A 14,549-nucleotide genomic window follows, 5' to 3' on the forward strand; every position below is an offset into this window, starting at 1 on the left:
TCAAACTTTTTTCAAGCGTTTCCGCTCGGCTAATTGGCTTGCTAACTCAACCTCGTTTCTTTCGAAGCGTTGCCGTGTCAGCGAGGTGGCATTATAGAGATTGCGATCACATTGGCAAGCCCTTTTTGACGTTTTTTTTGATTTTTTTATTGTTTGAATGTTTTTTGTTCTAAAAGGCGAGTTTTTGCTACTCTTCTCATTAGATATCACCGTAATTAGCGCTTTATAAGGAGTAAAGATGAGTTCAATTAGAAGTTATAAAGGAATACGCCCTCAACTGGGAGAGCGTGTATACGTAGACTCAACCTCTGTTTTAGTCGGTGATATCCGGATTGGCAACGATTCTAGTATTTGGCCACTCGTTGCAGCTCGTGGTGATGTAAACCATATCCATATTGGTGATCGCACTAATATCCAAGATGGCAGTGTTCTTCATGTAACTCATAAGAATGCCGAGAACCCAAACGGCTATCCACTAATTATTGGTAATGACGTTACTATTGGACACAAAGTGATGTTGCACGGCTGTGAGATTCACAATCGTGTACTGGTCGGTATGGGTGCGATAGTTTTGGATAATGTGATTATCGAGTCAGATGTAATGATAGGGGCTGGCAGTTTAGTTCCGCCTGGGAAGAGACTGGAAAGCGGCTATCTATATGTGGGAAGTCCAGTGAAACAAGCTCGCCCTTTATCAGAGAAAGAGCGAACTTTCTTACAAAAGTCTGCCAACAACTATGTGCAAAACAAAAATGACTACTTAACTGAAGTCGAAGACATCCAAGGTTAGTTAAAACCAAACAGCTAGTCGATGATGATATGGCCTTCTTCGTTGAAGGCTTCATCTTCTATTAACTCTTCTGCGATTTCTTCTAGATCAAAGCGAAAATCAACGAAAGCCTCAATGGCTGCTTGCTCATTATCTATAGCTGAGCCACTCAGCTTTTCTAATTTTTGTTTGGTTACGTAGCACTCAATCAATGCGCCAGACTGTTGAGCGGCAAAGTTTACCGATTGAGATGCTTCATCCCACGACTGCATGTCTGGGAATAGAATAGATTGGTTCATCGCTTATAGACCTTCAAGGTTCTTTCTTAATTCTCTGAGAATTTGTTTTGCGCCGGGACGCAAGCCACGCCATAACATAAAGCTTTCAGCCGCCTGTCCGACCAACATTCCAAGACCATCATAAGCATGAGCCGCACCGTGCTCTTTCGCCCACAGGTTAAAGCTTGTTAACCCTTTCCCATACATCATGTCGTAGCTAGTGCTGTTAGTGGAAAAGATAGCAGAGGAGATCGCGGGCAACTCGCCGCTTAATGAAGCAGAAGTTGAGTTAATAATCACATCGTACGCTTCTTCTATTGTAGTCATCTCTTTCGCTACGATAGAGCCGTGTGACTCGAATAGGTCTGCAAGCTGTTGTGCTTTACTAAAAGTACGGTTAGTAATAGTCAAAGAAGCAGGCTTCTGATCTAGGAGTGGTTTAATCACACCACGCGCAGCACCACCAGCGCCAATGATCAGAATTCGCGCACCTTCCAATACAACTTGATGCTGCAGTAGGTCTTGTACCAAGCCCGCGCCATCAGTGTTGTCACCAATGATTTCTCCGTCATCCAGCTTCTTCAGCGTATTCACAGCACCTGCTAACTCCGCTCGCTCGGTAAGACGGTTGGCAAATCGATAAGCATCTTCTTTAAAAGGTAATGTCACGTTACACCCTTTCCCACCGTCAGCGAAAAACGCTTTCGCAGCTTCAACAAAACCATCAACAGGGGCGGTTTCTGCGGTGTACACCAATGACTGATTGGTTTGACGAGCAAACAAGGTGTGAATGAATGGCGACTTGCTGTGTCCAATAGGATTACCAAACACGGCATAACGATCAATTTGCTGAGTCATTTCCTTACCTTTATATAGAAAACAGGGCCATCTGATTACCGATGACCCTATCACTATCTATCTATATAGAAAAGGAGATTCAGCGCTTACCACTCTCGCGGCGTTAGGTATCGCTCGTAAAGTTCAGCTTCTGGAGAACCCACCTGTGGCTCATAACTGTACTCCCAACGCACAAGAGGCGGCATCGACATAAGAATAGACTCTGTCCGTCCACCACTTTGCAAGCCAAATAGCGTGCCGCGGTCATATACTAGGTTGAACTCAACATAGCGACCACGACGGTACAGTTGGAACTCACGCTCGCGCTCACCGTATTCAATATCTTTACGACGAGATACGATTGGTAAGTAAGCTTGGCAATAACCTTTGCCAACCGCTTTGATATAGTCAAAACACTTGTCAAACTCCCAATGATTTAAGTCATCAAAGAACAGACCACCAACACCACGAGTTTCATGTCGATGTGGAAGGAAGAAGTATTTATCACACCACGCTTTGTGCTCTGGGTAAACTTCGTCACCAAATGGCGCACAAAGCTGTTTTGCTGTGTCGTGCCATGATTGGCAGTCTTCTTCAAATGGGTAGAAAGGCGTTAGGTCAAAACCACCACCAAACCACCAGATTGGGTCTTCACCGTCTTTCTCTGCAATAAAGAAGCGGACATTGGCATGTGAAGTAGGTACATAAGGGTTTTTAGGGTGAATAACCAAGGAAACACCCATCGCTTCAAAACGACGACCAGCTAACTCTGGACGATGCGCCGTCGCAGACGCTGGCATTTCATTACCTTCTACATGAGAGAAGTTCACTCCCCCCTGCTCGAAGATATGGCCATCACGCAATACGCGAGTACGGCCACCGCCACCAAGACGCCCTCCTTTTTCACGTTGCCATGCATCTTCGACAAAGACGGCCTTTCCATCTTCTTGTTCTAACTGCTGGCAAATGGAATCCTGAAGGGACATCAAGAACTGCTTTACGGCGTGCTTATCGATTGCTGACATACGTGTAATACCTATTGATTGCTGACTAGCAGGGTTAGCCCTGTCTTAATATTTGCGAGGTTTTAGCATCACGAATTTCACTAGGCTTGTCACGACCGCTGGTTTCACCACGTAAGATCGCCACAAGTCTATCGCCTAACTGTTCTTCGACTTCTTCCGTCGTCATACAAGGAGGCAGACCAGTAAGATTCGCGCTGGTAGAGGTTAGCGGCTTTCCGAACGCATTACATATCTTTTGTACTAAAGGATGATTCGTCACACGCACTGCGATTGAATCAAATTGCCCCGATACCCAGTGAGAAACTTTGTCACTTGCTGGCATGATCCACGTGTATGGACCTGGCCAAGTTGCATGGACTTTATCTAACTGCTCTTGAGTAAGCTGAGATTCATCAATGTAAGGCAGAAGCTGCTCATAACTCGCAGCAATTAGGATTAAACCTTTCTCTACTGGACGCTGTTTTAGCTCTAGCAGCTTTTGAATCGCTTCTGGGTTATCTGGGTCACAGCCAACACCAAATACCCCTTCTGTTGGATAGGCAATCACCTCGCCTGTTTGTAGTGCCTCTAGCACCTGTTCAAAGTTATCCACTGATGACTTCCTGATAGTATTGTTTGTTGTGTTTGTACTAAGTGTACAAATATTCATTCTCAGAGACTAAAGCAATTTGTTTATAAAATGTATCAATAGCATTTACAAACACACGCAAACGTTTGCTTGAGATAAAAATCCCCGTATAATGCGCACAAATTTATCAGCTCACCTAATTTTGCAGCTTGAAGGAGTTTGAGATGAAAGTCGGTATCATCATGGGTTCTAAATCAGATTGGCCAACCATGAAACTAGCAGCGGACATGCTGGATCAATTTGGCGTGTCTTACGAAACAAAGGTGGTGTCAGCTCACCGTACTCCTCAACTATTGGCTGATTACGCAACCAGCGCCAAAGAACGCGGCATTAAAGTCATCATCGCAGGTGCGGGCGGTGCAGCTCACCTACCAGGCATGGCAGCAGCATTTACTAGCGTTCCGGTACTTGGCGTCCCTGTTCAATCTCGTGCACTAAAAGGCATGGACTCACTGCTTTCTATAGTACAAATGCCAAAGGGTATTGCGGTAGGCACATTGGCTATTGGTGAAGCAGGCGCAGCAAACGCAGGCATTCTGGCTGCTCAAATCCTTGGTACACATGATGAAACGATCATGGCAAAAGTCGAAGCGTTCCGTAACGAACAAACGGAAACCGTATTGGCGAACCCAAACCCTGCTGAGGATTAATCAGATGCATGTACTGGTTCTTGGTGCGGGTCAGCTGGCCCGTATGATGTCTCTGGCTGGTGCGCCACTGAATATTCAAATTTCAGCTTACGATGTGAGTAGCGGTAATATCGTGCATCCACTGACTCAGCACGTGATCGGCAACGGCTTAGAGAATGCGATTGAACAAGTCGACGTTATTACTGCTGAGTTTGAGCACATCCCTCATGACGTGCTTGATGTATGCGAAACGAGCGGCAAGTTCCTACCAAGTACGCAAGCCATCAAAGCAGGCGGTGATCGCCGCATTGAAAAAGCATTGCTTGATGATGCTGGCGTACGTAACGCGAAATACTACGTCATCGAAACTCGTGAAGACTTTGACCGCGCCATTGAACACGTTGGTATGCCAATGGTTCTGAAAAGTGCCTTGGGTGGTTACGATGGCAAAGGCCAGTGGCGTTTAAAAGAAACTTCTCAAGTCAAAGACATTTGGACAGAGATGGCAGAGTGCATTGCGGCAACACCAACTCAAGCGATTGTTGCTGAGGAATTTGTCCCCTTTAACCGCGAAGTTTCACTGGTTGGTGCACGTAGTAAAGAGGGCAGTGTTGAAGTGTACCCTCTGGCAGAGAACGTTCACACCAATGGTGTATTGAGTCTTTCTACTGCGATAGATGCGCCAGAGTTGCAAGAGCAAGCAAAACAGATGTTCACGGCCGTTGCCAACAGCTTGAACTACGTTGGTGTGCTAGCGCTGGAGTTCTTCGACGTTGACGGTACTTTACTGGTTAATGAAATCGCACCACGCGTACACAACTCTGGTCACTGGACTCAACAGGGTGCAGAAACTTGTCAGTTTGAGAACCATCTCCGCGCCGTGTGTGGCATGCCTTTGGGTAGCACGAAGTTGGTTCGTGAAACCTCGATGATTAATATTCTTGGTGAAGACACACTACCAGAAGCATTGCTAGCGATGGATGGTTGCCACATTCATTGGTACGGCAAAGAAAAACGTGTCGGTCGCAAGATGGGTCACATCAACGTATGTGGTGACTACACTGGCGAACTTAATCGCAAACTCTGTGCATTAACAGATGTTTTGGATGAACAGGCTTTCCCTGCTGTGCATGAATTTGCCAAGCAGTGGCAAGCATAGAATAGCATCGGAATAAATAGCAAAAGGGTCGCATGATGCGACCCTTTTTAATTCGTACTGAAGGTTATTGTGATTGAGTATGCTGGCACTTACGACTCGCGCATTGCAGTTTAACCCCGCTGGCAAGTTTCTTTTCTACCAACAAGGTAAATCCACATTCCTCGCAGCGGCCTCTTACAGGCGGCAAGTTCACTGCAAACTTGCACTTCGGATAGTTATCACACGCATAAAATGTTTTACCAAATCGGGTCTTACGCTCAACCAAATGTCCTTTGCCGCATTCAGGGCAAGCATGTAACTCTTTTGCTTGTTGCTCAGGCTCAGGTTGGTTAATCGACTCAATATGATGACATTCTGGGTAATGGCTGCAACCGACGAACATACCGTAGCGCCCCTGGCGGAGAACCAACTCATTACCACACTCTGGACAAGGCACACCTAACTCTTTGACGATGTGGCCGTCATTGCTGTGTAATGGCTTAATGTAATCGCAACTTGGATACTGGCTACAACCTAAAAAAGGGCCATGTTTGCCATGCTTAAGCGAAACTTCCCCACCGCACTTAGGACACGGTTCGCGCTCAAGCGCATGTTCGTGTGCCGAGAAAAGGCTGTGATCTATTTTACTACTCATACTCACCGCTCAAGCAGAAGATATTAATGAAGAATACCTTGTTCCTTGGTGTATAGCAGCTCTTCCATCAGCGTGTAGGCGTTCTCGTTACCCGGAACATTAAACAGTACCATCAAGATAATCCATTTAAGGTCCTCAAGCTCAAACTCATTGGTTTCAAGCCCCATGACACGGTCGATAACCATCTCACGCGTTTCTGTGGTCAGAACATTGATTTGCTCTAGGAACAATAAGAAACCACGACATTCCATATCCAAACGCTGCATCTCAGATGCGGTATAGATACGTGTCGACGCCGCAGCAATGCAGGTTGAAATCGCTGAATGCGCATCGCTTTGTTGCAACGCCGCCAGTTCTTCTAACCAGACAAGGGCTTTGTAGATGTCTTTTTGCTGGAAACCTGCACGAAGCAATTCGTCTTCCAACTCGTCTTGATCGACCTGTAAATCTGCATCGCTATGGATGTAGGTTTCAAACAGATACATAAGTATATCCATCATCATAGCTAGCCCCTCCCCTTTCGAATATAGCCACCGGATACTGCAACAACATGCCCTGAAAGCTCAAGCTCTAAGAGCTGCATCATGACTTCTTGGACAGGTATATTGGTCCTGTTTGCAAGAATATCAACTGGTGTAGCCTCATTTCCTACGTTAGCTAACAGCTGAGGAAATGGCAATTCTTCTTCATCAATTGGCGCAGAAAATAAATCTAAGCTCTGATTAATAGACCAGTCGAGCAGTGACTGTATTTCATTTAACACATCTTGAGTAGTTTGTACGAGGCAAGCTCCGTTACGAATCAATTGATTGCCACCACTGGCGTTGGGTGCATTAATAGAAGCAGGTAGAGCAAATACTTCACGCCCTTGCTCTAAGGCGTAACGTGCGGTTATCAAGGAGCCACTTTTTTCAGCCGCTTCCACCACCAGCACTCCCAATGACAAACCACTAATAATTCGATTGCGGCGAGGAAAGTTTTCAGCACGCGGTTTCGCATCAGGACGAAATTCAGAGACTAGCGCACCACTCTCCATCACTCGTTGCGCTAAATTTCGATGTCTGGCGGGGTACACTTGCTCTAACCCAGAGCCCAGCACAGCAACTGTTTTGCCACCAGCCATAAGCGCGCCATCATGTGCATGACCATCAATGCCCAACGCCAAGCCGCTGGTTACAATAAAATCATGTTGCACCAAGTCAGATGCAAAGCTTCTTGCATGATGTAATCCATCAACACTGGCATTACGACTGCCAACCATGGCAATTTGGGGCTGAGATAAACAACTCGCTTCTCCCTTTACAAATAATAAAGGAGGCGGCGCGACGACTTGCTTAAGGAGCGGTGGATAAAGAGGATCCGTTAAAGTAAGAATATGATGAGAAGACGCTTGCGCCCAGGAAAGACAAGCATCAACTTCTTTGTCGACCTCTGCCCATACTTGTAACTGCTTCGCTGTAAAGCCCAAAAGCTGAAGTTGCTCAGTTGAGTATTGGACAATATTACTCGGCGTGTCTTTACTCAACAGCTTATTCATTTTAACGCCACCAATGCCTGGCAAACAGCTCAGTTTTAGCCAGGCTGCGAGGTCAATATCATTGTGTGGTTTCATTAGTGGCAGGTTCCTCCATCAGAGGAGAAACCACTGATACCTCTTTATTTATCGGCTTAGTGCTATTGGTGATCAGTGCAAGGCTAAAATATTCGTAAGGGCGGATAACAAGGAGCTCACCAACTTTACTCTTAGGCAGCATGACTTCGGAATCAAACAAGTTACCATCTTTTGTATAGCCATCACCGTTTTGATAGATAACATGGGCATCTTCCATCAGGTTTAGCATACTTCCCTGCCGTAAATTATCTTGCGTACCTACCCCCAAGACGACAACTTGATTCGTAGAGCTAAACCTAACTCCTTCAATATTCCCTAAGATTTTTGCCGATATATTTGCGGGAGCTGGTTGCGGGTAAAAGGTGGTTGAAAGGTTACGGTTTTCTACGGGCTCAATTGGTAGAGCAATATCGTTGCGCTCAATCTCCTGGCGTTGACTCATAATTCTGATGCTCGAAAAGTCGTTTTGAGACAAAACTAAGCGTCCTTTCGCAACCAATTTTAAAGCTGTTGCAGATATCGAAATATCTTCTCTATCGTACTCATCTACAGGTCGGTAAATAGCCCAATTCTGATCCGTTTGAGCCCCACTGATATACAACACTTCTTCACTGGTAAAGTACTTACGTCCTCTACTGCTACCCATCACTTTTGCAGCATTCTCTAGCTCGCTACGCTCAACTAATCGGTCTGAATTCAAATAAGGAAGTACCAAACCTTCTTCAATTGTCGGCACCGCTTTTTTTTCAGTAACCCTCACTTTAGGGCTCAATTTTTTAACTGGTTTTAAGCTTAATACTGGCTGACCGTTGATCCACACTAAAGATAATTTGTCGCCTGGGTAAATCAGGTGCGGGTTATCAATTTCTGGGTTCACCTGCCACAAACGAGGCCATAACCAAGGACTATCAAGGTACAGCGCTGAAATATCCCAAAGCGTGTCACCTTTGACTACAACATACGTTTTGGGGGCATCACCTTTGATGGTAAGTGGTTGGGAATCCGTGCTTGCTACCGCACCGAAAGAAAAAAGTAACGGCAACACAATGCGAGAAACACTGCAAAAAATTCGATTCATGACCCGGTCCCTTGGTCTGTTTGGCAGTTGTCGGTATGGAAATTGGTACCGGGATGCTGTCATTTAGGTCATAAAATGTCTAGAATTGAGCCAACAAGGTTTGTGCTGTTACGGCACAGTTCAATATTTCGAGTGAATATGTCTGTATTACAAGTATTAACATTCCCAGATGATCGCCTGCGTACCGTTGCAAAGCCTGTAGAAGAGGTGACACCTGAGATTCAAAAAATCGTCGATGACATGATTGAAACCATGTACGACGAAGAAGGTATTGGCCTGGCTGCAACGCAGGTTGATATCCACAAACGTATCGTAGTGATTGATATTTCAGAAACTCGTGATGAGCCAATGGTGCTGATCAACCCAGAGATTCTGGAAAAGCGTGGCGAAGATGGCATTGAAGAAGGTTGTCTATCGGTACCTGGCGCTCGTGCACTTGTGCCTCGCGCAGCAGAAGTGACAGTTAAAGCCCTAGATCGTGATGGCAACGAATTCACTTTTGATGCTGATGATCTACTAGCAATCTGTGTTCAACACGAACTAGACCATTTAATGGGTAAATTGTTCGTTGATTACCTATCGCCATTGAAGCGTAAACGTATTCAAGACAAGCTAGCAAAAATCAAACGCTTTAACGAGAAACAGCAAAGCGCTTAATCTCGATACAATTTAATTAGAAGGAAGCCTACCTTGAGTCAGTCTTTACGTATTGTCTTTGCAGGTACTCCGGATTTCGCCGCCCGTCATTTGGCGGCGTTGTTGTCTTCGGAGCACGAAGTAATTGCGGTTTACACTCAACCAGACCGCCCTGCTGGCCGTGGTAAAAAACTTACTGCAAGCCCAGTAAAAACCATCGCACTAGAGCACGATATTCCGGTTTACCAACCAGAAAACTTCAAATCAGACGAAGCAAAGCAAGAGCTTGCCGATCTGAACGCCGACATCATGGTAGTGGTGGCTTACGGTCTATTGCTTCCACAAGTTGTGCTAGACACGCCTAAACTAGGCTGTATTAACGTTCATGGTTCGATTCTTCCTCGCTGGCGCGGCGCAGCACCTATCCAGCGCTCAATCTGGGCTGGCGATGCAGAAACCGGCGTGACCATCATGCAGATGGACATCGGCCTAGATACAGGTGACATGCTGAAAATCGCAACACTGCCGATTGAAGCGAATGACACCAGTGCATCAATGTACGAGAAGCTTGCAGGCTTAGGCCCTGATGCTCTGACCGATTGTTTAACGGACATTGCGACTGGCAAAGCAGAACCAGTGAAGCAAGATGACGAGCTAGCAAACTACGCGAAGAAACTGAGTAAAGAAGAAGCGCGCATCGATTGGAATGACGACGCGGCACACATTGAGCGTTGCGTTCGCGCATTCAACCCATGGCCAATGAGCCACTTTGAAGCGGCTGAAAACAGCATCAAAGTATGGCAAAGCCGTGTGGCGGAACAAACCAGTGACAAGCCAGCGGGCACTATTGTGCAAGCAGATAAAACCGGTATTTATGTTGCGACAGGCAATGGCACACTGGTACTGGAACAACTGCAAGTTCCGGGTAAAAAAGCCATGTCAGTTCAAGATATTCTGAACTCACGTGCATCTTGGTTTGAAGTTGGCACTCAACTGGTTTAAAAACCAGGCAATAGTGTCAAAGACCAATAATACGAACTTTTAGAGGGCAGAGATGCCCTCCTTTACTTTAAGGTACTCATCATGAATGTTCGCGCTGCGGCTGCCAACGTCTTGTATCTTGTCGTCGACAAGGGCCACTCACTTTCAAGCGCTCTTCCAGCGGCTCAACAAAACGTACGACCACGTGACCACGCTCTTCTACAAGAGATCTGTTACGGTGCTCTACGTTACCTCCCTCGCCTAGAAATGATTGCAAACCAGTTGATGGATAAGCCGTTAAAAGGCAAACAACGTGTTTTCCATCACCTGATTTTGGTTGGTATTTACCAATTGAGCTTCATGCGTATTCCTGCGCACGCTGCAGTGGGTGAAACGGTTGAAGGTACTAAAGAGCTGAAAGGCCCCCGCTTGCGTGGTCTTATCAACGCCGTATTACGTAACTATCAGCGCAACCAAGAAGAGCTGGACCAAATGGCGGTCAGCAACAATGCGGGTAAGTACGGCCACCCAAGCTGGTTACTTAAACTGCTGCAAGAAGCTTACCCAGAGCAGTGGGAAAGCATTGTTGAAGCCAACAACCAGAAAGCGCCAATGTGGCTGCGTGTAAACCACCAGCACCACACTCGTGATGACTACCTTGCGCTACTCAAAAATGAAAACATTGATAGCACGCCACACACACAAGCAATGGACGCCCTAAAATTGGCCGCGCCATGCGACGTGATGAAACTACCGGGCTTTGAAAAAGGTTGGGTATCGGTACAAGATGCAGCGGCGCAACTGTCGATTAATTACCTAGAGCCAAAAGATGGCGAGCTGATCCTAGACTGCTGTGCAGCACCGGGTGGTAAGACAGCGCACATTCTTGAGCGTACGTCTGGCAGCGAAGTGGTTGCCATCGACTGCGATGATACGCGTCTTAAACGTGTGCACGAAAACCTGAAGCGTCTCAACCTTCAGGCAAAAGTGGTTTGCGGCGATGCGCGTAATCCTCAAGAATGGTGGCAGGGCGAACAATTTGATCGCATCTTGTTAGATGCACCGTGTTCTGCGACGGGGGTAATTCGTCGCCACCCAGACATCAAATGGCTACGTCGTGCTGATGATATTGCCGCACTTGCTGAGCTACAGAGCGAGATTTTCGACGCAATGTGGACGCAGCTGAAACCTGGCGGCACCATGGTTTACGCAACTTGTTCAATCACACCACAAGAAAACGTGGAACAAGTAAAAGCGTTCTTAGCACGTACTGCTGATGCGCAATTGATGGACTCCGATCCAAAGCAACCTGGTCGTCAGATTCTGCCAGGTGAAGAAGATATGGATGGTTTCTACTACGCAGTGCTAACAAAAAAACACGCGTAACAGCATGCTAAATAGGGCGATTGAAGTGAATTCAATCGCCTTTTTCAGATAACGAGTAAAGAGTATGAAAATCATTATTCTTGGTGCAGGTCAGGTTGGCGGCACATTGGCGGAAAACCTAGTTGGTGAGAATAACGACATCACCATCGTCGACAAAAATGGCGACCGACTGCGTGAGTTGCAAGACAAATACGACTTACGAGTGGTTAACGGTCACGCCAGTCATCCAGACGTACTGCATGAAGCGGGGGCACAAGATGCCGACATGCTCGTCGCAGTAACCAACACCGATGAAACCAATATGGCCGCTTGTCAGGTTGCTTTCACTCTATACAACACGCCAAACCGCGTTGCACGTATTCGTTCTCCAGAATACCTAGCAGAAAAAGAAGCGTTGTTTAAATCTGGTGCCATCCCTGTCGATCACCTTATTGCACCAGAAGAGTTGGTGACCAGCTACATCGAACGTCTCATCCAATACCCAGGTGCACTGCAAGTGGTAAGCTTTGCCGAGCAGAAAGTCAGCCTAGTGGCCGTAAAAGCTTACTATGGTGGCCCCTTGGTTGGTAATGCTCTGTCTGCCCTACGTGAACACATGCCGCACATCGATACTCGTGTTGCTGCTATTTTCCGTCAAGGACGTCCGATTCGTCCACAAGGCACCACCATCATTGAAGCCGATGATGAAGTGTTCTTCGTGGCTGCAAGCAACCACATTCGCTCGGTAATGAGTGAGCTTCAACGCCTAGAAAAACCATACCGCCGCATCATGATTGTTGGTGGTGGTAACATCGGTGCTAGCTTAGCCAAACGCCTTGAGCAAACTTACAGCGTGAAGCTGATCGAGCGTAACTATCAGCGTGCAGAGAAGCTGTCTGAGCAACTAGAAAACACCATCGTTTTCTGTGGTGACGCAGCAGACCAAGAGCTGCTGACCGAAGAAAACATCGACCAAGTAGATGTCTTCATTGCGTTAACCAACGAAGACGAAACCAACATCATGTCAGCGATGTTGGCAAAACGCATGGGCGCGAAAAAAGTGATGGTGCTGATCCAGCGTGGAGCTTATGTCGATCTTGTACAAGGTGGTGCGATTGATGTGGCGATCTCACCTCAGCAAGCGACCATTTCGGCTCTACTGACGCACGTTCGTCGTGCTGATATTGTTAACGTATCCTCTCTGCGTCGTGGCGCGGCAGAAGCCATCGAAGCCGTTGCACACGGTGACGAAACCACGTCTAAAGTAGTCGGTCGTGCGATTGGCGATATCAAACTCCCACCAGGAACCACCATTGGTGCTATCGTTCGTGGCGAAGAAGTACTTATCGCACACGATCGCACTGTCATCGAACAAGATGACCACGTCGTGATGTTCCTGGTCGACAAAAAGTACGTACCAGACGTCGAAGCGCTGTTCCAGCCGAGTCCATTCTTCCTCTAGGATTTTCCTATGGTCAACTTACGTCCCGTACTGTTTGTTATCGGGCTGGTTTTATCCAAACTGGCCCTTTTTATGTACGTGCCGACTTTGGTCGCGTTTTTCACCGGTACAGGCGGATTCCTTGATTTCGCTCAGTCCGTAGTGATCACCCACCTAGCCGCATTCATCTGTTTGACGATTGGTCGAACGGCTAAGTTCAAGCTTAGTGTCCGTGATATGTTCCTTATCACCAGTTTGGTATGGACCATCGCTAGTGCCTTCGCTGCGTTACCATTTGTGTTCATTAACCATATCAGCTTTACCGATGCCTACTTCGAGACCATGTCTGGTATCACCACCACAGGCTCAACCGTGTTAAGTGGATTAGACGATATGGCTCCGAGCATCTTATTGTGGCGCTCCATCCTGCAATGGCTTGGTGGTATAGGCTTTATCGTAATGGCGGTTGCTATCCTACCAATGCTTAACGTTGGTGGTATGAAGCTGTTCCAAACTGAATCCTCTGATTGGTCTGATAAAAGCAGCCCGAGAGCGAAAACCGTCGCGAAGAACATCGTATTGGTGTATTTGATGCTAACTGGCTTGTGTATCGTGGGCTACTTGCTAACAGGCATGAACCTGTTTGAAGCGATCAATCACGCCTTCACGACCCTCTCGACGGGCGGTTACTCAACGTCTGACGGTTCAATGAACCACTTCTCTAACGGTGCACATTGGGTTGCCACTACCTTTATGTTCCTTGGTGGGTTGCCATTTCTACTTTTCGTCGTCGCATTGCGCAAACGTAGTATCGATGTATTGGTGAAAGATGCGCAGGTTCGCGGCTTTGCCTATCTATTTTTGTTCTCGAGTTTGGTTGTGTCTGCTTGGTTAGTTATCCGCGATGGCTACACCATTTTGGATGCACTGCGCGTTTCAATGTTTAACATTGTCTCAGTCGTCACCACAACAGGTTTTGGTCTAGAAGACTTCACTGCATGGGGCGCGTTGCCAACCACACTATTTGCCTTCTTGATGATGGCAGGCGCGTGTTCAGGCTCAACCGCTGGCGGAATTAAGATCTTCCGTTTCCAAATCGCAATGACCCTGCTCAATAAGCAGATCATGAAACTCATCCACCCATCAGGTGTATTCGTTCAGCGCTACAACCAGCGCCCAGTGAACGATGACATTGTTCGCTCTGTTGTTGCGTTTGGTTTAATGTTCTTTATCACCATCATCTTTATCGCAGGTTGCTTAAGTGCACTCGGTCTTGATCCGCTGACCAGTATTTCTGGTTCAATTACCGCAGTCGCAAACGTAGGTCCTGGCATGGGCAGCGTGATTGGTCCAACAGGCAACTTTGCACCTCTACCAGATACCGCAAAATGGCTATTAAGCTTTGGTATGTTGCTGGGGCGCCTAGAAATTCTGACTATTCTTGTGCTGTTCTTCCCTGCGTTTTGGCGCCGTTAAA

At 46.9% G+C, this 14,549-nt stretch carries 16 protein-coding genes; 8 read left to right on the forward strand and 8 right to left on the reverse strand.

The features are described 5' to 3' along the window. The first annotated feature begins 238 nt into the window (after positions 1-238). A complete protein-coding gene (locus ACTS60_RS04035) occupies positions 239-790 on the forward strand; it encodes a gamma carbonic anhydrase family protein (protein ID WP_440887226.1) in 552 nt (183 codons plus the stop codon). A 14-nt stretch (positions 791-804) separates the two neighbouring features. On the opposite strand, the gene ACTS60_RS04040 is transcribed toward ACTS60_RS04035, so the two are convergent. The 4 genes from ACTS60_RS04040 to ACTS60_RS04055 all read right to left on the reverse strand — a co-directional run bounded on the left by ACTS60_RS04040 (position 805) and on the right by ACTS60_RS04055 (position 3,501). Beyond that, positions 805-1,068, reverse strand: coding sequence for a DUF1488 domain-containing protein (locus ACTS60_RS04040; RefSeq protein WP_440887227.1), 264 nt, complete (start codon positions 1,066-1,068; stop codon positions 805-807). Positions 1,069-1,071: 3 nt separating this feature from the next. Further along, positions 1,072-1,905: a shikimate dehydrogenase gene (gene aroE / locus ACTS60_RS04045; protein WP_440887228.1), complete on the reverse strand. Its 834-nt coding sequence runs from the start codon at positions 1,903-1,905 to the stop codon at positions 1,072-1,074. An 86-nt stretch (positions 1,906-1,991) separates the two neighbouring features. Beyond that, positions 1,992-2,909 (reverse strand): oxygen-dependent coproporphyrinogen oxidase, encoded by a 918-nt coding sequence (hemF, locus tag ACTS60_RS04050; protein ID WP_440887229.1) that lies wholly within the window; start codon positions 2,907-2,909, stop codon positions 1,992-1,994. 34 nt (positions 2,910-2,943) lie between these two features. Beyond that, entirely contained in the window at positions 2,944-3,501 is a 558-nt protein-coding gene (locus tag ACTS60_RS04055) for an L-threonylcarbamoyladenylate synthase (protein WP_440887230.1), read from the reverse strand. Positions 3,502-3,701: 200 nt separating this feature from the next. On the opposite strand from ACTS60_RS04055, the gene purE reads away from it, so the two are divergent. Both purE and ACTS60_RS04065 read left to right on the forward strand, forming a co-directional pair. Next, positions 3,702-4,187: a 5-(carboxyamino)imidazole ribonucleotide mutase gene (gene purE, locus ACTS60_RS04060; protein WP_440887231.1), complete on the forward strand. Its 486-nt coding sequence runs from the start codon at positions 3,702-3,704 to the stop codon at positions 4,185-4,187. 4 nt (positions 4,188-4,191) lie between these two features. Beyond that, on the forward strand, positions 4,192-5,325 hold the full coding sequence (locus tag ACTS60_RS04065; protein WP_440887232.1) for a 5-(carboxyamino)imidazole ribonucleotide synthase: 1,134 nt from the start codon (positions 4,192-4,194) through the stop codon (positions 5,323-5,325). Between the two features lie 64 nt (positions 5,326-5,389). Here the strand turns inward: ACTS60_RS04065 and ACTS60_RS04070 are convergent, their stop codons facing one another. From ACTS60_RS04070 to ACTS60_RS04085, 4 genes are read right to left on the reverse strand one after another with little or no spacing between them, the layout of a single operon-like run. Beyond that, positions 5,390-5,959, reverse strand: coding sequence for a DNA topoisomerase family protein (locus ACTS60_RS04070; RefSeq protein WP_440887233.1), 570 nt, complete (start codon positions 5,957-5,959; stop codon positions 5,390-5,392). A 23-nt stretch (positions 5,960-5,982) separates the two neighbouring features. After that, the gene (locus ACTS60_RS04075) at positions 5,983-6,462 is read right to left on the reverse strand and encodes a DUF494 family protein (protein ID WP_440887234.1); all 480 of its coding nucleotides are present in this window, start codon (positions 6,460-6,462) and stop codon (positions 5,983-5,985) included. A gap of 2 nt (positions 6,463-6,464) precedes the next feature. Further along, a complete protein-coding gene (dprA, locus tag ACTS60_RS04080; RefSeq protein ID WP_440887235.1) occupies positions 6,465-7,571 on the reverse strand; it encodes a DNA-processing protein DprA in 1,107 nt (368 codons plus the stop codon). Beyond that, a complete protein-coding gene (locus ACTS60_RS04085; protein WP_440887236.1) occupies positions 7,555-8,649 on the reverse strand; it encodes a LysM peptidoglycan-binding domain-containing protein in 1,095 nt (364 codons plus the stop codon). Before ACTS60_RS04085 ends, dprA begins: the two co-directional genes overlap by 17 nt. A 138-nt stretch (positions 8,650-8,787) precedes the next feature. On the opposite strand from ACTS60_RS04085, the gene def reads away from it, so the two are divergent. The 5 genes from def to ACTS60_RS04110 all read left to right on the forward strand — a co-directional run bounded on the left by def (position 8,788) and on the right by ACTS60_RS04110 (position 14,548). Beyond that, complete coding sequence (gene def, locus ACTS60_RS04090; protein ID WP_440887237.1) at positions 8,788-9,306, forward strand: peptide deformylase; 519 nt, start codon at positions 8,788-8,790, stop codon at positions 9,304-9,306. A gap of 33 nt (positions 9,307-9,339) precedes the next feature. Next, positions 9,340-10,287, forward strand: coding sequence for a methionyl-tRNA formyltransferase (gene fmt / locus ACTS60_RS04095; protein WP_440887238.1), 948 nt, complete (start codon positions 9,340-9,342; stop codon positions 10,285-10,287). 81 nt (positions 10,288-10,368) lie between these two features. Beyond that, positions 10,369-11,652, forward strand: coding sequence for a 16S rRNA (cytosine(967)-C(5))-methyltransferase RsmB (rsmB, locus tag ACTS60_RS04100; RefSeq protein ID WP_440887239.1), 1,284 nt, complete (start codon positions 10,369-10,371; stop codon positions 11,650-11,652). Between the two features lie 64 nt (positions 11,653-11,716). Beyond that, positions 11,717-13,093, forward strand: coding sequence for a Trk system potassium transporter TrkA (gene trkA, locus ACTS60_RS04105; protein ID WP_440887240.1), 1,377 nt, complete (start codon positions 11,717-11,719; stop codon positions 13,091-13,093). A gap of 9 nt (positions 13,094-13,102) precedes the next feature. Next, positions 13,103-14,548 (forward strand): TrkH family potassium uptake protein, encoded by a 1,446-nt coding sequence (locus tag ACTS60_RS04110; RefSeq protein ID WP_440887241.1) that lies wholly within the window; start codon positions 13,103-13,105, stop codon positions 14,546-14,548. The last annotated feature ends 1 nt before the right edge of the window (position 14,549 follow it).

This window comes from Vibrio sp. WZ-1, from assembly GCF_052037695.1.
GTDB lineage: Bacteria > Pseudomonadota > Gammaproteobacteria > Enterobacterales > Vibrionaceae > Vibrio.